The organism is Pseudomonas chlororaphis subsp. chlororaphis (assembly GCF_003945765.1).
Lineage (GTDB): Bacteria > Pseudomonadota > Gammaproteobacteria > Pseudomonadales > Pseudomonadaceae > Aquipseudomonas > Aquipseudomonas chlororaphis.
On the sequence record NZ_CP027712.1, the window covers coordinates 2845759 to 2862757 of the forward strand.

At 64.6% G+C, this 16999-nt stretch carries 17 protein-coding genes; 11 read left to right on the top strand and 6 right to left on the bottom strand.

Annotation, left to right across the window (positions count from 1 at the left end):
* Positions 1-44: 44 nt before the first annotated feature.
* Entirely contained in the window at positions 45-932 is an 888-nt protein-coding gene (locus C4K27_RS13150; protein WP_053260778.1) for a LysR family transcriptional regulator, read from the bottom strand.
* Between the two features lie 136 nt (positions 933-1068).
* Here C4K27_RS13150 and C4K27_RS13155 point away from each other — a divergent pair, with 136 nt between their 5' ends.
* The 5 genes from C4K27_RS13155 to C4K27_RS13175 all read left to right on the top strand — a co-directional run bounded on the left by C4K27_RS13155 (position 1069) and on the right by C4K27_RS13175 (position 6708).
* A complete protein-coding gene (locus tag C4K27_RS13155) occupies positions 1069-1908 on the top strand; it encodes an HTD2 family dehydratase (protein ID WP_053260779.1) in 840 nt (279 codons plus the stop codon).
* 40 nt (positions 1909-1948) lie between these two features.
* Entirely contained in the window at positions 1949-3112 is a 1164-nt protein-coding gene (locus C4K27_RS13160; RefSeq protein WP_053260780.1) for an acyl-CoA dehydrogenase family protein, read from the top strand.
* 10 nt (positions 3113-3122) lie between these two features.
* Positions 3123-4472, top strand: a complete 1350-nt coding sequence (locus C4K27_RS13165; protein WP_053260781.1) for an MmgE/PrpD family protein — start codon at positions 3123-3125, stop codon at positions 4470-4472.
* 20 nt (positions 4473-4492) lie between these two features.
* Positions 4493-5698, top strand: coding sequence for a CaiB/BaiF CoA transferase family protein (locus C4K27_RS13170; RefSeq protein ID WP_053260782.1), 1206 nt, complete (start codon positions 4493-4495; stop codon positions 5696-5698).
* 194 nt (positions 5699-5892) lie between these two features.
* Positions 5893-6708 (top strand): HpcH/HpaI aldolase/citrate lyase family protein, encoded by an 816-nt coding sequence (locus C4K27_RS13175; protein WP_053260783.1) that lies wholly within the window; start codon positions 5893-5895, stop codon positions 6706-6708.
* Positions 6709-6727: 19 nt separating this feature from the next.
* On the opposite strand, the gene C4K27_RS13180 is transcribed toward C4K27_RS13175, so the two are convergent.
* Positions 6728-8134, bottom strand: a complete 1407-nt coding sequence (locus tag C4K27_RS13180) for a DUF1173 family protein (protein ID WP_081002265.1) — start codon at positions 8132-8134, stop codon at positions 6728-6730.
* Positions 8135-8328: 194 nt separating this feature from the next.
* Here C4K27_RS13180 and dctP point away from each other — a divergent pair, with 194 nt between their 5' ends.
* The 6 genes from dctP (at position 8329) to C4K27_RS13210 (ending at position 14723) form a co-directional block, all read left to right on the top strand.
* Complete coding sequence (dctP, locus tag C4K27_RS13185; protein ID WP_053260785.1) at positions 8329-9318, top strand: C4-dicarboxylate TRAP substrate-binding protein DctP; 990 nt, start codon at positions 8329-8331, stop codon at positions 9316-9318.
* Positions 9319-9407: 89 nt separating this feature from the next.
* On the top strand, positions 9408-10040 hold the full coding sequence (locus tag C4K27_RS13190; protein ID WP_007931261.1) for a TRAP transporter small permease: 633 nt from the start codon (positions 9408-9410) through the stop codon (positions 10038-10040).
* Positions 10040-11323 carry a C4-dicarboxylate TRAP transporter large permease protein DctM gene (dctM, locus tag C4K27_RS13195; RefSeq protein ID WP_007931262.1) on the top strand — a complete coding sequence of 428 codons (1284 nt, stop codon included), beginning with the start codon at positions 10040-10042 and terminating at the stop codon, positions 11321-11323. The genes C4K27_RS13190 and dctM overlap by 1 nt, the downstream gene beginning before the upstream one ends.
* Before the next feature lie 187 nt (positions 11324-11510).
* Positions 11511-12398: a LysR substrate-binding domain-containing protein gene (locus C4K27_RS13200; RefSeq protein ID WP_053260786.1), complete on the top strand. Its 888-nt coding sequence runs from the start codon at positions 11511-11513 to the stop codon at positions 12396-12398.
* 100 nt (positions 12399-12498) lie between these two features.
* On the top strand, positions 12499-13623 hold the full coding sequence (aguA, locus tag C4K27_RS13205; protein WP_053260787.1) for an agmatine deiminase: 1125 nt from the start codon (positions 12499-12501) through the stop codon (positions 13621-13623).
* Positions 13624-13625: 2 nt separating this feature from the next.
* Positions 13626-14723, top strand: a complete 1098-nt coding sequence (locus C4K27_RS13210; RefSeq protein WP_053260788.1) for an extracellular solute-binding protein — start codon at positions 13626-13628, stop codon at positions 14721-14723.
* Here the strand turns inward: C4K27_RS13210 and C4K27_RS13215 are convergent.
* From C4K27_RS13215 to C4K27_RS13230, 4 genes are all read right to left on the bottom strand, one after another.
* Complete coding sequence (locus C4K27_RS13215) at positions 14707-14979, bottom strand: Ada metal-binding domain-containing protein (protein ID WP_053260789.1); 273 nt, start codon at positions 14977-14979, stop codon at positions 14707-14709. The genes C4K27_RS13210 and C4K27_RS13215 overlap by 17 nt on opposite strands.
* A 54-nt stretch (positions 14980-15033) precedes the next feature.
* Positions 15034-15648 carry a DNA-3-methyladenine glycosylase family protein gene (locus tag C4K27_RS13220; RefSeq protein WP_053260790.1) on the bottom strand — a complete coding sequence of 205 codons (615 nt, stop codon included), beginning with the start codon at positions 15646-15648 and terminating at the stop codon, positions 15034-15036.
* Positions 15649-15735: 87 nt separating this feature from the next.
* Positions 15736-16470, bottom strand: coding sequence for an arsenical resistance protein ArsH (arsH, locus tag C4K27_RS13225; RefSeq protein WP_053260791.1), 735 nt, complete (start codon positions 16468-16470; stop codon positions 15736-15738).
* A complete protein-coding gene (locus tag C4K27_RS13230) occupies positions 16470-16940 on the bottom strand; it encodes an arsenate reductase ArsC (protein ID WP_053260792.1) in 471 nt (156 codons plus the stop codon). Before C4K27_RS13230 ends, arsH begins: the two co-directional genes overlap by 1 nt.
* Positions 16941-16999 lie beyond the last annotated feature (59 nt).

Sequence of the window (16999 nt, forward strand, 5' to 3'; positions counted from 1 at the left end):
TCGCAGAGGGTTTTGCGCCAGGAGGCAGATTGGCCTCCGAGCGATCAGGCCTCGGGCATCAGGGTGGCGATCAGCGCCCGCACGCTGCCAGGCAGGGCCTCCAGCTCACGGACAATGATGCTGCGCTCGCGCACCGCCCAGGCCTCGTCGAGTTTCACCGTCACCAGCTGCATGGTGTGGCTGTGCCGGATCGCGGCCGATTCGGGAATGATGCCGATGCCCACGCCGGCCTCGACCATGCGGCAGATCGCTTCGAAGCTCGACACCTGGATCCGCAGCGACAGCTGCTTGCCAGTGCGCTCCACGTGTTCGCGCAAAAAACTCAGCAAGGTGCTGCCTTCGTGCAGGCCGATGTGCTGGTAGGCCAGGGTCTGCTCCAGGGTCACCGCCGGCTGCGTCGCCAGCGGGTGGTCGACCGGCAGGATCAGCACCAGGTGGTCGGTGCTGAAATGCAGGACCTGCAGGCCGCTGGCCTCCACCGGGCCGGCGATGATGCCCATGTCGGCGGTGCCGTCGAGCACGCCACGCACGATGTCGCGGGACAGGCGTTCCTGCAGGTCCACCGTGACCCCCGGGCGTTTCGACAGAAAGCCGGCGAGGATCTCCGGGAGGAACTCGGTCACCGCCGTGGTGTTGGCGAAGATGCGCATATGCCCGGTGGAATCGCCGCCGTACTGGGTGAACTCGCTTTTCAGGTAGTCCACCTGGCGCATGATCAGCCGCGCATGCTGTAACAGGCGCTCGCCCGCCGGAGTGACTTCGACGCCGCGGCTGTCGCGGTACAGCAGGCGGGTCTCGAGTTGGCTTTCCAGGGCCTTGATCCGCGCGCTGGCCGCCGCCGGCGAGAGAAAGGCGCGCTTGGCGCCCTGGGTCAGGCTCGGCGATTCGGCGATATGGATAAACAGGCGCAGGTCGGCCAGATCGAAATGCATGGGCGGCTCCTGGGAGGGAAGAGGGGCAAAGCTGCGTTCAGCATAACCGAACGCCGGTTTATTGAAATGCAAATTCTCAGAACGCGCAGCGGCTTGCATGATCGGGCTCACCACCACCGCAACAGGACCCGACCCGATGAGCGTGACCGACCCCAGCGCCTGGACAGGCCGTAGCCAGCAAGCCCGAGACCTGCTCAGCGACAACCTGCTCAAGCGCATCGCCGCGACCTTTGGCGAACCCGTGCCGGCCCCTGGCGCGGCCTTGCCGCCGCTGTGGCAATGGTGCTTTTTCCAGGAGCCCCTGGCCGAAAGCGCCCTGGGTGGCGACGGCCATCCGGCCCGTGGCGGCTTCCTGCCGCCGGCGGCCAATCGCAACCGCATGTGGGCCGGTGGCCGGCTGGAGTTCTTCGAGCCGCTGCGTGCTGGGTTCGAGGCGCAGTGCGTGTCGACCATCAGCCAGGTCGAGGAAAAGACCGGGCGCACCGGCGCGCTGTTGTTCGTCACGGTACGCCATGAGTATTCCCAGGACGGTCGCCTGGCGATTCGCGAGGAACAGGACATCGTCTACCGCGAACCGACCCCGCCCAAGCAGGCCAGCGGCGAGCCGCTGATCCAGGGCGACTGGCGCGAAACCGTCGAACCCAGCCCGACCCTGTTGTTCCGCTACAGCGCCGTGACCTTCAACGGCCATCGCATCCATTACGACTTTCCCTACGTCACCGCGACCGAAGGTTATCCGGGGCTGGTGGTCCACGGCCCATTGATCGCCACCCTCAGCCTGCGCGCTTTCTGCCGCGCCCACCCCGGAGCCCGGCTGCGGCGGTTTTCTTATCGCGGCCTGCGGCCCTTGATCGCGCCGCAGTCGTTCGAGGTCGGCGGGCGCATCGTCCGCCCCGGCGTCGCCGAGCTCTGGGCCGGCAACGACGCCGGCCTGGCCCAGCGCGGCGAAGTGCTGTTCGACGCCATCCCGGAATGACCCCATCCCAGCACAATAACCACAGGCGGAGAGCCGTTCGATGAACCCCAACAGCAACGAAGAATTGAATGCCATCCGTGAAGGCGTGCGCGCCCTGTGCGCCGAGTTCGATGCCGCCTACTGGCGCAAGATCGATGAAGAAAAAGGTTTCCCGGAACGCTTCGTCAAGGCCCTGACCGACGCCGGCTGGCTGGCGGCGATGATCCCGGCCGAATACGGCGGCTCGGGCCTGGGCCTGGCCGAAGCCTCGGTGATCCTGGAGGAGGTGAACCGCTGCGGCGGCAACTCCGGCACCGTGCACGGGCAGATGTACAACATGTTCACCCTGCTGCGGCACGGCAGCGAAGCGCAGAAGCGTTTCTACCTGCCCAAGCTCGCCAGCGGCGAACTGCGCCTGCAATCGATGGGCGTCACCGAGCCCACCACCGGCACCGACACCACCAAGATCAAGACCACCGCGATCAAGCATGGCGACAAGTACCTGATCAACGGGCAGAAGGTGTGGATCTCGCGGATCCAGCATTCCGACCTGATGATCCTGTTGGCGCGCACCACGCCGCTGGCCGAGGTCAAGAAGAAATCCGAAGGCATGTCGATCTTCCTGGTCGACCTGCGTGAGGCCATCGGCCACGGCCTGACCGTGCAGCCGATCGCCAACATGGTCAACCACGAGACCAACGAGCTGTTCTTCGACAACCTGGAAATCCCCGCCGACAGCCTGATCGGCGAGGAGGGCAAGGGCTTCAAGTACATCCTCGACGGCCTCAACGCCGAGCGCACGCTGATTGCCGCCGAGTGCATCGGCGACGGCCGCTGGTTTATCGAAAAGGCCAGCCAGTACGCCCGCGACCGCGTGGTGTTCGGCCGGCCCATCGGGCAGAACCAGGGCGTGCAGTTCCCCATCGCCGAAGCCCATGTCGAGATCGAGGCCGCCGACCTGATGCGTTGGCGCGCCTGTGAGGAATACGACAGCGGCGGCAACGCCGGGGCCAGCGCCAACATGGCCAAGTACCTGGCGGCCAAGGCCTCGTGGGAGGCGGCCAACGCCTGCCTGCAGACCCATGGCGGTTTCGGCTTCGCCTGCGAATACGACGTCGAGCGCAAGTTCCGCGAGACCCGCCTGTACCAGGTGGCGCCGATCTCCACCAACCTGATCCTGTCCTATGTGGCCGAGCACCTGCTCGAACTGCCGCGCAGCTTCTGAGGAGCCGAGCATGAGCCATACCCAAGCCTTGGCCGGGTTCCTTGCCGGCCTGAGTTACCCGCAGTTGCCCGACAGCGTGCTGGCGCGCACCGAAGAGCTGTTCCTCGACTGGCTCGGCTCGGCCCTGGCCAGCCAGGGCGCGCATCCGATCCCGTTGTTCGAGCGTTACGCCCAGCAGATGGGCCCAGCCGATGGTCCGGCGCGGATCCTGGTCAACGGCCGCGGCAGCTCGGCCTATTTCGCCGCCCTGGTGAACGCCGCGTCTTCCCATCTGGTGGAGCAGGACGACCTGCACAACAGCTCGGTATTGCACCCGGCCACCGTGGTGTTCCCGGCCGCGTTGGCGGCGGCCCAGGACCTGGGCAAGTCCGGCCAGGAGCTGCTGCTGGCGGCGGTGGCCGGCTACGAGGCGGGGATTCGCATTGGCGAGTTCATGGGGCGTTCCCATTACCGGATCTTCCACACCACGGCCACCGTCGGCACACTCGCCGCGGCGGTGGCGGTGGGCAAGTTGATGGACTTCGACCAGGCGCAATTCATCAACCTGCTGGGCAGCGCCGGGACCCAGGCCGCCGGCCTCTGGGAGTTTTTGCGCGACGCCGCGGACTCCAAGCAGCTGCACACGGCCAAGGCCGCGGCCGACGGGCTGCTCGCCGCCTACCTGACCCGCGACGGACTGACCGGCGCGCGCAATATTCTCGAAGGCGAGCAGGGCATGGCCGCGGGTATGTCCCGGGATGCCGAGCCGGCGCGCCTGTCCGACCGTCTGGGCAGTCGCTGGGCCTTGCTGGAAACCTCGTTCAAGTTCCACGCCTCCTGCCGCCATACCCACCCGGCCGCCGACGCCTTGCTGGCGCTGATGCAGGGCGAAGGCCTGAGCCATGGGCAGATCGTCAGCGTGGAAACCCGCGTGCACCAGGGCGCCATCGATGTGCTGGGGCGGGTGAGCGTGCCGCAGACCGTGCACCAGGCCAAGTTCTCCATGGGCACCGTGCTCGGCCTGATCGCCGTGCATGGCAAGGCCGGGCTTCCGGAGTTCCATGAGCTGGCGCTGAACGACCCGGCGGTGGCGGCGTTTCGCGACAAGGTGTCGATGCTCCTCGACCCCGAGGTCGATCGTGCCTATCCGCAGCGTTGGCTGGGCCGTGTAGTGGTCAGCACCGACGATGGCCGCACCCTGCACGGTGCCATCGACGAGCCCAAGGGCGATCCGGGCAACGGCCTGTCGCGGGCCGAGTTGGCGGACAAGTTCCAGCGCCTGCTGCGCTTCTCCGGCGCGCGTACCCCGGAGCAGGGCGCGGCCCTGATCCGCCAGGTATGGAATCTGCGCGACACCGCGCGACTGAACGAATTGCTCTGAGCCCGCCCCGAGGACGCCTTATGACACTCAATACCGCACAACCCCGGCCGCTGGACGGCATCACCGTGGTCAGCCTGGAACACGCCATCGCCGCGCCGTTCTGCACCCGCCAACTGGCCGACCTGGGCGCCCGGGTGATCAAGGTCGAGCGCCCCGGCAGCGGCGATTTTGCCCGTGGCTACGACGAGCGCGTGCGCGGCCTGGCCTCGCATTTCGTCTGGACCAACCGTTCCAAGGAAAGCCTGACCCTGGACCTCAAGCAGGACGCCGCCGGCGACATTCTTGAACGCCTGCTGGCCCAGGCCGACGTGCTGGTGCAGAACCTCGCGCCGGGCGCGGCGGCGCGCATGGGCCTGTCGTTCGAGGCGCTGCATGAACGCTTTCCGCGGCTGATCGTCTGCGACATTTCCGGGTATGGCGAGGGCGGCCCCTATGAGAAGAAAAAGGCCTACGACCTGCTGATCCAGAGCGAGGGTGGGTTCCTGTCGGTGACCGGCGGCCCGGGCGAGGAGCAACTGGCCAAGGCCGGCTGCTCGATCGCCGACATCGCCGCCGGCATGTACGCCTACAGCGGCATCCTCTCGGCGCTGTTGCTGCGCGGCAGGACCGGGCAGGGCAGCCGCATCGACGTGAGCATGCTGGAAAGCCTGGTGGAGTGGATGGGCTACCCGATGTACTACGCCTTCGACGGCGCGCCGCCACCGCCCCGGGCCGGCGCGGCGCACTCGACCATCTACCCCTACGGGCCGTTCCCGGCGGGGGATGGCGGCACGGTGATGCTCGGCCTGCAGAACGAGCGCGAATGGGCGGCGTTCTGCGACAAGGTGCTGCTGATGCCGGAGCTGGCCGGTGACGAACGCTTCTCGGCCAACTTCAAGCGCTCGGCCAATCGCGAGGCGCTGCGGCAGATCATCGTCGACAGCTTCGCCCGGCTGACGGTGGAGGCGGTGATCGAGCGGCTGGAGCAGGCGCAGATCGCCAGCGCCCGGGTCAACGACATGCAGGGCGTGTGGCAGCACCCGCAGCTCAAGGCCCGCGACGGCTGGCGCGAGGTCGACAGCCCGGCCGGCAAGCTGCCGTCGCTGCTGCCGCCGGCGCGCAATGCCGCGTTCGAACCGCGCATGGACGGCGTTCCCGGGCTGGGCCAGCACAGCGGCGCGATCCTCGCCGAACTGGGCCTGTCCAGCGATGCCATCGAGCAGCTGCAGGCCAATGGCGTGATCTGAAACCCCTCGTTCCTACAGGGGCTGGCACGGATAGGTCCGTTGACGTGGGTGGCCCCTCTGTAGGAGCCAAGCTTGCTGGCGAAGGGGCCCTTGAGATCGGCATCGCCCTCAAGGGCCTCTCGCGGGCAAGCATGCGCCGTCAAGGCACAGATAATCCGGTCCGCGGACCTCGCATCACTTACAAGGAATTCAACATGTCCAACCCTATTGCCCGCTCTGCCTTGTTCGTCCCGGGCAGCCGTCCCGAGCGTTTCGGCAAGGCCCTGGCCAGCGGCGCCGACGCGGTGATCGTCGATTTCGAGGATGCGGTGGAAGAGCCGCTCAAGCGCCAGGCCCGGGACAACCTCGGCCAGTTCCTCAACAGCCAGCCCCAGGTCCGGTTGTGGGTGCGGGTCAATGCCCCGGAACATGCCGAACATGCCGCCGACCTGGGGTTCTGCAAAGCCCAGGCCGGGGTGGTCGGCATCCTGCTGCCCAAGGTCGAAAGCGCCGCCCAGGTGGCGGCCGTGGCGGCCACCGGCAAGCAGATCTGGCCGATCATCGAAAGCGCGCGCGGGCTCTTGGCTTTGGCGGAAATCGCCCGGGCTCCTGCGGTGCAGCGCCTGTCTTTCGGCGGCCTGGACCTGGCGCTGGACCTCAACCTGTGCAGCGGTTCGGCGGCGGCGCAGTTCGCCCTCGACCAGGCGCGGCTGGCGCTGATCCTGCATTCGCGCGCCGCCGGCCTGGTGCCGCCATTGGATGGCGTGCACCCGGCCATCGACGACCCCGAGGGTTTGCGCCAGTCCATTCGCCACGCCTATGAAATGGGTTTTGCCGGCGCTTTGTGCATCCACCCGAAACAGGTGCCGGTGATCCACCAGGCCCTGGCCCCCAGCGCCGAAGACCTGGCCTGGGCGCAACGGGTGGTGGACGCCGGCAGCCACGGCGCCGGCGCCTACCAGATCGACGGCCAGATGGTCGACGCGCCGGTGCTGCTGCGGGCCCAGCGCTTGCTGGCGCTGAAGGAGTGAAAGCAAAGTCCGGCTCTCTTCAAGGTAAGGGGGGAATCTGAAGATGTTTTCCCTCACCATTAGCTATCCAGTACCACCAATTTTCGGTTGAGTACTCAGCGTTGTAATAGATGATTTTTTCTGCTTTGCGTGCCTCATATTTTTCGTCGCTTCGACCAAATACTTCCATTGGGTATGGATTGGGAGTTGTATCGAGGAGCTCGAAGTCGGGGAAAACTGTGTGAAGGCTGGCATCGTATCGAAGGGGTTTGCGGAAAGTCCGTTCTTTCTCCACTAGCATCTCGGCGATCAGGCGCTCATAGCTACTGGCGTAAGGTATCCAGTCGGCAGTAACAGGCATGATTGCAGCGTCGAGTACTTCAGCGTTGATATATCCATTGGATATAGGTTTCAGATATGCCAAGCAGCATACGATAGCCTTCGGAGATCTATCCCAGTTCTTTTTAGCTTGTTCAAACTCTTCGCTTTTCGATTCAAGGGCTGTCTGTGTTTCGGATGGCTTCTGTTGATTTCGTGGTTGTTTTCTTGCTTGCTCACGATAGGCATCCGAGGCTTGCTGGTATAGGTTGGCGGCGGTCAGCGCTTGAGCTGAAATGCCACCTGGCACTTTCAGGCTATCGGCAAGGGCCAGCTCAATTTTTAGTGTCAATTTCAGTCTTTTTGCGCTAGTACAGACGAGTTTATAGTCTTCGACATTATCCAACAGCGTGACAATTACGCTCAGACGCCTTTCATGACTATCCTTAGGGTTGACTTGGTTTTTATGTAACTCATTCAGCCGATTTTTTTCCCAGTCACCCGGCTTTTCCGGTAAGGCTAAGAAGTGATCGCTGAGAGTATGGGAGCCCACTGTGATGGTCTCAGCAGTCCTGTGCAGAAGGTTGATGACTCTATAGTCATTGCGACTTCCGCTGAGTTGGGGGGACCAACTATTGAGTCCAGCCCTCTCCCAGAGCAAATTGAGAAAACCCAGCGCAGACATACTTTTCAAGCGAGAAGAAGATGGGTGCGTAGGAATAAGAGGGGATTGTCTTCGAGGGGCATTACCTCCTGCCCCGGCCTTCCACACCAATGGATAGTCCAGCGCGACTTTCACTCCATTCTCTGTGTTAGAGATAACTTCGTCGGTGTAACCATTCAAGCCGCACTTATTCTTTTCAGGTTTGTAAAAAAAACAACCGATATGGTTCGACGCACTATCAGCGAAACGTACGATATGAAACCACGTCGTACCGTTAGCTCTGGTCGTTTTTCGAATTGTTAAATGGACCTTGGGTGTAGCTTTGCAGCTGCACTCAATAGGTTTCTCTTTAACCCTTGGGTGGGCTTTTTCCAAGGCTTTCTGAAAAGCTGCCGATGTCTTTCCATCGCTGCCTTGCATGCAAAGTGTTTCGCCGGTAGGCAGAGTTACTTTGGTGTTAAACATAGCGTCCTGGCCATTTGAAAAGGTGGTCGCAGTAGATCAAATCTTTTAGGACGGTAGCAAGGCGCAGTCTTGTGCCCTTTCTTGCCTGAAGCGTGTTCGTCTGCGCCGAACGCAGGTATCAAAAATTCAAAATTCTCAATACGCGTGCCCTTAGGCACTCTGCGATCAACCACAACAATAAGAAGGTGAAGTCCATGTTCAAGCTCTCCCGGGCGTTGTTCTGTGCCGCCGCATTGCTGGGCGCCGGTCTTGCGCAGGCCGCCGACCCTATCGTGATCAAGTTCGCCCACGTGGTGGCGGAAAACACCCCCAAGGGCCAGGGCGCCCTGCTGTTCAAGAAGCTCGCCGAGGAACGCCTGCCGGGCCGGGTCAAGGTCGAGGTGTATCCGAACTCCTCGCTGTTCGGCGACGGCAAGGAAATGGAGGCGCTGCTGCTGGGTGACGTGCAGTTGCTCGCGCCGTCCCTGGCCAAGTTCGAGCAGTACACCAAGAAGGTGCAGATCTACGACCTGCCATTCCTGTTCGACAACCTCGCCGCCGTCGACCGCTTCCAGCACGCCGAGGGCAAGCAGCTGCTGACCGCCATGCGGGACAAGGGCATCCTCGGCCTGGCCTATTGGCACAACGGTCTCAAGCAGCTGTCGGCCAACAAGAAACTGGTGGAACCCAAGGACGCCCGCGGCCTGAAGTTCCGCGTGCAGGCTTCCAGCGTGCTTGAGGAGCAGTTCAAGGCGGTGCGCGCCAACCCGCGCAAGATGAGCTTCGCCGAGGTCTACCAGGGCCTGCAGACCGGCGTGGTTAATGGCACCGAGAACACCTGGTCGAACTATGAAAGCCAGAAGGTCCATGAGGTGCAGAAGTACTTCACCGAGACCGACCACGGCCTGATCGACTACATGGTGATCACCAACGCCAAGTTCTGGACCGGCCTGCCAGCGGATGTGCGCGGCGAGCTGGAAAAAATCATGGCCGAGGTCTCGGTGGAAGTGAACAAGCAGGCCGAAGCCCTGAACCAGACGTCGCGGCAGAAGATCATTGACGCCAAGACCAGCGAAATCGTCGCCCTGACTCCCGAGCAGCGCAACGAGTGGCGCGAGGCCATGCGCCCGGTGTGGAAGAAGTTCGAGGGCGATATCGGCGCCGACCTGATCCAGGCCGCCGAAGCCGCCAACCAGGCGCAGTAACGACCTGGATCCCGGCCGCTGCGCTCGCAGCGGCCCATCGGCAGCCGCTATCGGGCTGCACTCCACTGGCACTTTCGCGGAGAACCTCAATGCACAGGCTGAGGCGGTTCTGGGAACATTTTGAAGAGGCGTTCATCGCCTTCCTGCTGGCGGCCATGACGCTGGTGACTTTCGTCTACGTGGTGCTCAACAACCTCTACCCGCTGTTCTACGCCATCGGCGATGCCTGGGAAGGGGGCAGCGCGCTGTTCCTGGGGATCGGCGACTTCCTCATGGAGCTGGCCCAGGACATGGTCTGGAGCGTGGCGCTGACCAAGATGCTGTTTGGCTGGCTGATCTTCTTCGGCATTTCCTACGGCGTGCGCACCGCCGGGCACCTGGGGGTGGACGCGCTGGTCAAGCTGGCCTCGCGCCCGGCCCAGCGCCTGCTGGCGGTGATCGCCTGCCTGTGCTGCATGGTCTACGCCGGGCTGTTCATGGTCGCCAGCTTCAAGTGGCTGATGGCGCTGATCCAGGCCGGCATCGAAGCCGAGGACCTGGACCAGTTCGGCATCCACCTGTCGCACATCGCGATGATCGTGCCCTTCGGTTTTGCCCTGGTGCTGATCCGCTACCTGGAAATCATGTGGCGCATCCTCATGCGCGGGCAGATCAACCTGGGCCTGGCCGATGAGGCGGCCGAGGCCAGCAAGCTTGCCAGTCACCATGAGGATCAGCACTGATGGCCATTCTCTGCCTGTTTCTGATGCTGTTCGTGTTCATGTTCCTCGGCGTGCCGATCGCCATTTCCCTGGGCCTGGCCGGCGCCACCTCGATCCTGCTGTTCAGCCCGGACTCCCTGAGCTCCCTGGCGATCAAGCTGTTCGAAACCTCCGAAGCCTATACCTTGCTGGCGATCCCGTTCTTCCTGCTGTCCGGGGCCTTCATGACCACCGGCGGGGTGGCGCAACGCCTGATCGATTTCGCCAACGCCTGCGTCGGGCATATCCGTGGCGGCCTGGCGATTGCTGCGGTGCTGGCCTGCATGCTGTTCGCGGCGCTGTCCGGTTCGTCGCCGGCGACCGTGGCGGCGGTGGGTTCGATCGCGGTGGCCGGCATGGTGCGTTCCGGTTACCCACGGGAGTTCGGCGCCGGGATCATCTGCAACGCCGGGACCCTGGGCATCCTGATCCCGCCGTCGATCGTGATGGTGGTGTACTCGGCGGCCACCGAAACCTCGGTCGGCAAGCTGTTCATGGCGGGTGTGGTGCCGGGGCTGCTGCTGGGCGTGATCCTGATGGTGGTGATCTACATCGTCGCGCGGATCAAGAAGCTGCCGGCGCAACCGCGGGTGTCCTTCCGCCAATGGCTGAGCACCGCGCGCCGCGCCTTCTGGGGCCTGCTGTTGCTGGTGATCATCCTCGGCGGCATCTACAGCGGCCTGTTCACCCCGACCGAGGCGGCGGCGGTGGCGGCGGTGTATTCGGCCTTCGTCGCGCTGTTCGTCTACAAGGACATGCGCCTGCGCGACTGCCCGAAAGTGCTGGTGGAGTCGGGCCGGCTGTCGATCATGCTGATGTTCATCATCGCCAACGCCATGCTCTTCGCCCATGTGCTGACCACCGAGCAGATCCCGCAGCAGATCACCACCTTCGTCATGGACGCCGGGCTGTCGCCCATCGGTTTCCTGCTGATGGTCAACGTGGTGCTGCTGGTGGCGGGCAGTTTCATGGAGCCTTCGGCCATCGTGCTGATCCTGGCGCCGATCTTCTTCCCGATCGCCATGAAGCTGGGCATCGACCCGATCCACCTGGGGATTGTCATGGTGGTCAACATGGAGATCGGCCTGGTGCATCCGCCGGTGGGCCTGAACCTGTTCGTCACCTCGGCGGTGACCGGCCTGACACTCGGCCAGACCATCCGCGCGGCGTTGCCGTGGCTGATGATCCTGCTGGCGTTCCTGATCCTGGTGACCTACGTGCCGTTCATTTCCCTGGCGCTGCCGAACTGGCTGGGGATGAACTGACGCAACGCCTTTACTTGTAGGAGAGGCGGTTTGCACGATCCTTGTAGGAGCCAGCTTGCTGGCGATGGGGCCTTGAGATGTGCAGCGCTCTTGCGGGCTTGTCGCAGGCAGGCCTCGCTCCTACGGGGCGCTGGACGCTGGCGCTGCGTCGCGGCAGCATGGACGCCTTCATTTCGGGGGCTTGGATATGCGACGTCTGCCTTCCCTGGCGGCATTACGGACTTTCGAGTGCGCGGCGCGGCATGCGCATTTTGGTCGGGCGGCGGCCGAGCTGTGTGTCACCGACAGCGCGGTGAGCCATCAGATCCGCCAGCTCGAAGAGCAACTCGGGGTGTCGTTGTTCGTCCGCGAGGGCCGGCAGATCCGCCCGACCCTGGCGGCCGGGCGGCTGATGCAGAGCCTGCAGCAGGCTTTCGAGCTGATCGGCGAAGCCTGCGACGAGCTGCGCGATCCGTCTTCCCTGGCGGTGCTGCGCCTGGCGGTGACCGCCGAGCTGGCGCAGAAATGGCTGATGAGCCGGCTGGCGGACTTTTCCGCGCGTTACCCGCATATCACCCTGCATCTCTATGAACAGCCGATCGACGCCAGCGTGCCGGGCGAGGACATCGACCTGGCGATCACCTACGGCAGCGGCCCGCAGGACAGCAGCGCCTACTTCGTGCGACCGTTGCCGAGCCTGCAGTTCTTCCCTGTGTGCAGCCCCGGGCTGTTCAACCAGGGCACCCTGAAAAGCCCGCGGGACCTGGCCCGCCATTGCCTGTTGCACGACGATCAGGACGGCAAGACCTGGACCGCCTGGCTGACCAGCCATGCCGGCGATTTGCGCCCGGCGCGCCAGTTGTATTTCGCCCACGCCGGGCTGGCGCTGGAAGCGGCGGCGCAAGGGCAGGGCGTGGCCATGGGCGATAACCTGACGGCCCAGGAAGACCTGCTCAATGGCCGACTGGTGCGGCCCTTCAACGCCGCCAGCATGACCGCCCTGGGGCAGTACGCCCTGGTGTGCGAGCGGGTGCGCCTGGAGCGCCCGGCGCTGATGCAGTTGCTGGACTGGTTCACCGATCAGTTGAGCGATTGATGAGTTGAATTCAACTGTCGCGCAATATTCATCGTTGGTGCCTTGACCCGGCGCGGCGCTAGTTTGGTGGCCATTCCCCAGCACCGACGAGGTTTGCCCCATGGCCCGATTGCTCGACACCACTCCTAAACACGATGGTTTCCGCCTGCCCGGCGAATTCGAAACCAAGGCCGGTTGCTGGCTCGGCTGGCCGGAGCGCACCGACGTCTGGCGCAACGGCGCCAAGCCGGCGCAGAAGGTCTGGGTGCGGATCGTCACCGCGATTGCCCAGAGCGAACCGGTCACCGTCTGTGCTTCCGCCGCCCAGTTCGCCAATGCCCGCCGGCTGTTGCCGCCGCAGGTGCGGGTGGTGGAAATGACCTGCAACGACACCTGGTTCCGCGACAGCGGGCCGTGCTTCGTGGTCAACGACCAGAGCGGCGAAGTGCGCGGCGTCGACTTCGAGTTCAACGCCTATGGCGGCCTCGACGGCGGCCTGTATTACCCCTGGGACAAGGACGACCAGATCGCCGCCAAGATCCTCGAGATCGAAAACCTCGACCGCTATCGCGCGCCGCTGATCGCCGAGCTGGGCGGCATCCAGAGCGATGGCCAGGGCAGTATCCTCACCACCGAGCAGTGCCTGCTCAACCGCAATCGCAACCAGCACCTGGGCAAGGCCGAGGTCACCCGGCGCCTCACCGACTACCTGGGCGCGGAGCAGGTGATCTGGCTGCCGCGCGGCTGCAAGTTCGACGAGACCGACGGCCATGTCGACGACCTGGCGTGTTTCGTGCGCCCCGGCGAAGTGGTGCTGCAATGGACCGACAACCGCGACGACCCGCAGTGGGAAATCTACCAGGAGGCCTACGACATCCTGCGCAGCACCCGCGACAGCCGTGGCCGCGAGCTGGTGGTGCACAAGCTGCCGCAGCCGGACGTGCTGGAATGGACCGCCGCCGAAGCCGAAGGCCTGGACCAGCTGGACAGCACCCATGCGCGCCAGGCCGGCACGCGGATCTGTGCCTCGTACATCAACTACTACGCCGGCAACAGCGCGATCGTGGTGCCGCTGTTCGGCGACCGCAACGACAAAACGGCGTTGGCCACCCTGGCCGAACTCTTCCCCCGGCACCGCATCGTCGGTATCGACAATTCGCGGGAAATCCTCCTCGGCGGCGGCAACGTCGCCTGCATCACCATGCCGCAATACGCGGCTCCCCGGCGCACCGGCGAAGAGGGCTGAACATGAACCTGCACAGGCTGGGCCGCGCGTTGCTGCTGGTGCTGGCGCCGTTGTGCGCCCAGGCGGCCGACGAGGCCGAACCCACGGTCAATCTGTACATCTGGGGCGAGTACCTGGCCCCGGACACCCTGGACAACTTCGAGCGCCAGACCGGCATCCGGGTGGTGGTCGATCACTTCGATTCCCTGGAGACCGTGGAGACCAAGCTGCTCACCGGGCGCAGCGGCTACGACCTGGTGCTGACCGCCGGCCAGCACCTGTCCCGGGCCATCGCCAGCGGCGCGCTCCAGCCGCTGGACAAGCAGCGCCTGCCGCACCTGGCCGGGGTCGGCGAGGAGTTCCGCCAGCATATGGCGGTGTTCGACCCAGGCAACCGTTATGCCGGGATCTATGCCTGGGGCACCACCGGTGTCGGTTATCAGGAGCAGGCGGTCAGCCAGCGCCTGGCGCAGGCGCCGCGGGACAGCTGGGCGATGCTGTTCGATCCGGCGGTGGTGGCGAAATTCGCCGACTGCGGGGTCAGCCTGCTCAACGATCCCAACGAGGTGTTCGCCGCGGTGATGAAGTACCTGGGCCTGGACATCAACCGGCAGAACCTCGACGACTTGAAACTCGCCGAGCAGCAACTGGCGAAGATCCGGCCCTATATCCGCTACTTCGACAACGACCTGAACATCAGCGACCTGGCCAACGGCAACACCTGCGTGGCCATGTCGTGGAACGGCAACGTGGCGATCGCCGCCGGGCAGGCCGAGGCGGCGCACAAGCCCTTCACCTTGCGCTATCGCATCCCCAGGGAGGGCACGCTGATCTGGTTCGACGCCATGGTCATCCCCAAGGACGCACCGCACCCCGAGGCCGGGCTGGCGTTGATGGATTACCTGATGACCCCGCAGGTGATCGCGCCGATCACCGACACCATCCATTACGCCAATGCCATCAGCGCAGCGGATGCCCTGGTCGATCCGGCGATCCGCAACGACCCAGGCACCTACCCGACCCCCGAGGTGCGGGCCTCGCTGTACAGCAAGAACGACAACGGCAAGGCCTTCAACCGTGCGTTGATCCGCGCCTTCAGCCGCCTCAAGTCGGGGCTGTGAGCGCGCGCCAGGCGGCGTAGGCTTGCGGCAGGCAGCGGGCGCAGGGTCGATAACCGGCGCTGCGGGCGCTGGCCTCGTCGGCAAAGAACACCCGCTGGCGGACATAACCGCCGCGGGCAATGGCGCGCAGGGCGGCCGGGCAATCCAGCCGCCCGTAGACCCGGCTGCCACGGTGGCCGCCGAGGGTGCCCGATTGTTCGCTGAGAAAGGTGTTGCCCTGGGCATCGAGCAAAACCCAGCTTTTTTCGGTGTTCATCCGTCCCTCCTGTAGCCGCTGTACCTGCCTGCACCTGCGCGATGAACACACCCGTCAGCGCGCCGGCACCCGCCACAGATACCAGGCCGCCACCGTGCGATGCGGGCGCAAGGACAGGCCGATCTCGATCATCTGCCTGCGGGTCGGCTGCTGTTCCAGGCCCTTCAGGCGCCGGTAGCCCTCGCGCACGCCGAAGTCGTCGGCGGGCAGGATGTCCAGGCGTTCCAGGCTGTAGATCAGCAGCATCTCCACGGTCCAGCGACCGATGCCGCGCAGGCGGGTCAAGCGCTCGATCAGCGCCTCGTCGTCCATGGCCCGGGCCGCCTGGTAATCCGGCACCACACCGCTCAGGGTCGCCGCGGCGATGCCTCGGATGGTGGCGATCTTGCCGGCGGAAAAACCACAGGCGCGCAATGCCTCGAAATCGGTGGCGAGGATCTGCTCGGGGGAGGGGAAGGTTTGCCCATACAACCCCAGGAAGCGCCCGAGAATCGCATCGCCGGCGCGAGCATGCAGTTGCTGATAGGCAATCGCCCGCACCAGCGCCTCGCAGGGTTCGCGGGCCGGCTTGGCCTGGTGCAGGCAAGGGCCGACCGCCTCGACGTGACGAGCCCAGTCGGGGTCAAGCCCGGCCAGAAAGGCGCGGGCCTCAAGAAACGGATCGGGCATGGAGAGTCCTGGACCAAGGGCGTTGCCAGAGATTAACCAGCAATGCCTGGCGCTGCACTCGGTCTCTTGCGCTGGAATTCCGTGAACCTAGATCGAACGCTGATTGACCCGGCTGGACAGCGCGGCGGCGCTTTCCTTGCGTTCCGAGTAGCGGTCCACCAGCAGGTCGGCGCGGCCGCGCAGGAGCAGGGTGAACTTCATCAGTTCTTCCATCACATCCACCACCCGGTCGTAGAAGGGCGAGGCCTTCATGCGGTCGTTATCATCGAATTCGAGAAAGGCCTTGGGCACCGAGGACTGGTTGGGGATGGTGAACATGCGCATCCAGCGGCCCAGTACGCGCAGCTGGTTGACCGTGTTGAACGACTGCGAGCCGCCGCAGACCTGCATCACCGCCAGGGTCTTGCCCTGGGTCGGGCGTACCGCGCCGAGGGTCAGGGGGATCCAGTCGATCTGCGCCTTGAACACCGCCGACATGGCGCCATGGCGTTCCGGCGAGCACCAGACCTGGCCCTCGGACCACAGCACCCGTTCGCGCAGTTCCCGGACCTTGGGGTGATCCACCGGCGCATCGTCCGGCAGGGGCAGGCCGCTGGGGTCGAAGATGTAGGTTTCGGCGCCGAGGAACTCGAGAATGCGCGCGGCTTCCCGGGTCAGCAGGCGGCTGAACGAGCGCTCGCGGGTGGAGCCGTAGAGCAGCAGGATGCGCGGTTTATGCGCGGCTGTTGCCGGGGGTTCCAGATGCTCCGGCGCCAAGGCTTGCAGCAGTTCAAGGTCAAGGGCGGACAGCGGTTCTTCGCTGGGCTTGCGGTCGTCGCTCATCACAGCGCTCCGATGCGGTCGAGGGCATTTTTCAGCTCGGCGGGTGAAAGGTGGTCAAGGTCCAGGGCGAAGAAGGCGGCGAAACGCTGGCGGATTTTCTCCACGGTCTGCTCGAAGGCGGCCTGGATTGCCTGCTCATCGCCCTGGACCTCGGAAGGGTCCTCCAGCCCCCAGTGGCTTTTCAGCGCCGGGCCGAAATACACCGGGCAGGGCTCGCCACTGGCCTTGTCGCAGACGGTGATGACGATATCGGGCGGGCTGTCGGCGAAGACCTCCGAACCTTTGCTGTACAGGCCGGCGGTGCTGACACCGGCTTGTTCCAGGGTGGCCAGGGCGCGGGCGTTGAGCGTGCCGCCGGGGAAGCTGCCCGAACTCACCGCATGATGAGCGGCCGGCGCCAGATGGTTGAACAGGGCTTCGCAAAGAACGCTGCGGCAGCTGTTGGCGGTGCACATGAAGAGGATTTTCATCGGGGCTTCCGGGCAGAGGGGGGAGCCATGACGTTAAACAGTCATTGGCTTGAATATAT

What these genes read in the sequence shown, in the direction of transcription:
- C4K27_RS13160 (WP_053260780.1), top strand. Translation starts at nt 1,949, where the DNA reads ATGAACCCCAACAGCAACGAAGAATTGAATGCCATCCGTGAAGGCGTG.
- C4K27_RS13200 (WP_053260786.1), top strand. Translation starts at nt 11,511, where the DNA reads ATGCGACGTCTGCCTTCCCTGGCGGCATTACGGACTTTCGAGTGCGCG.
- dctM (WP_007931262.1), top strand. Translation starts at nt 10,040, where the DNA reads ATGGCCATTCTCTGCCTGTTTCTGATGCTGTTCGTGTTCATGTTCCTC.
- C4K27_RS13220 (WP_053260790.1), bottom strand. Translation starts at nt 15,648, where the DNA reads ATGCCCGATCCGTTTCTTGAGGCCCGCGCCTTTCTGGCCGGGCTTGAC.
- C4K27_RS13180 (WP_081002265.1), bottom strand. Translation starts at nt 8,134, where the DNA reads ATGTTTAACACCAAAGTAACTCTGCCTACCGGCGAAACACTTTGCATG.
- C4K27_RS13170 (WP_053260782.1), top strand. Translation starts at nt 4,493, where the DNA reads ATGACACTCAATACCGCACAACCCCGGCCGCTGGACGGCATCACCGTG.
- arsH (WP_053260791.1), bottom strand. Translation starts at nt 16,470, where the DNA reads ATGAGCGACGACCGCAAGCCCAGCGAAGAACCGCTGTCCGCCCTTGAC.
- dctP (WP_053260785.1), top strand. Translation starts at nt 8,329, where the DNA reads ATGTTCAAGCTCTCCCGGGCGTTGTTCTGTGCCGCCGCATTGCTGGGC.
- C4K27_RS13215 (WP_053260789.1), bottom strand. Translation starts at nt 14,979, where the DNA reads ATGAACACCGAAAAAAGCTGGGTTTTGCTCGATGCCCAGGGCAACACC.
- C4K27_RS13150 (WP_053260778.1), bottom strand. Translation starts at nt 932, where the DNA reads ATGCATTTCGATCTGGCCGACCTGCGCCTGTTTATCCATATCGCCGAA.
- C4K27_RS13155 (WP_053260779.1), top strand. Translation starts at nt 1,069, where the DNA reads ATGAGCGTGACCGACCCCAGCGCCTGGACAGGCCGTAGCCAGCAAGCC.
- C4K27_RS13190 (WP_007931261.1), top strand. Translation starts at nt 9,408, where the DNA reads ATGCACAGGCTGAGGCGGTTCTGGGAACATTTTGAAGAGGCGTTCATC.
- C4K27_RS13165 (WP_053260781.1), top strand. Translation starts at nt 3,123, where the DNA reads ATGAGCCATACCCAAGCCTTGGCCGGGTTCCTTGCCGGCCTGAGTTAC.
- C4K27_RS13175 (WP_053260783.1), top strand. Translation starts at nt 5,893, where the DNA reads ATGTCCAACCCTATTGCCCGCTCTGCCTTGTTCGTCCCGGGCAGCCGT.
- C4K27_RS13210 (WP_053260788.1), top strand. Translation starts at nt 13,626, where the DNA reads ATGAACCTGCACAGGCTGGGCCGCGCGTTGCTGCTGGTGCTGGCGCCG.
- C4K27_RS13230 (WP_053260792.1), bottom strand. Translation starts at nt 16,940, where the DNA reads ATGAAAATCCTCTTCATGTGCACCGCCAACAGCTGCCGCAGCGTTCTT.
- aguA (WP_053260787.1), top strand. Translation starts at nt 12,499, where the DNA reads ATGGCCCGATTGCTCGACACCACTCCTAAACACGATGGTTTCCGCCTG.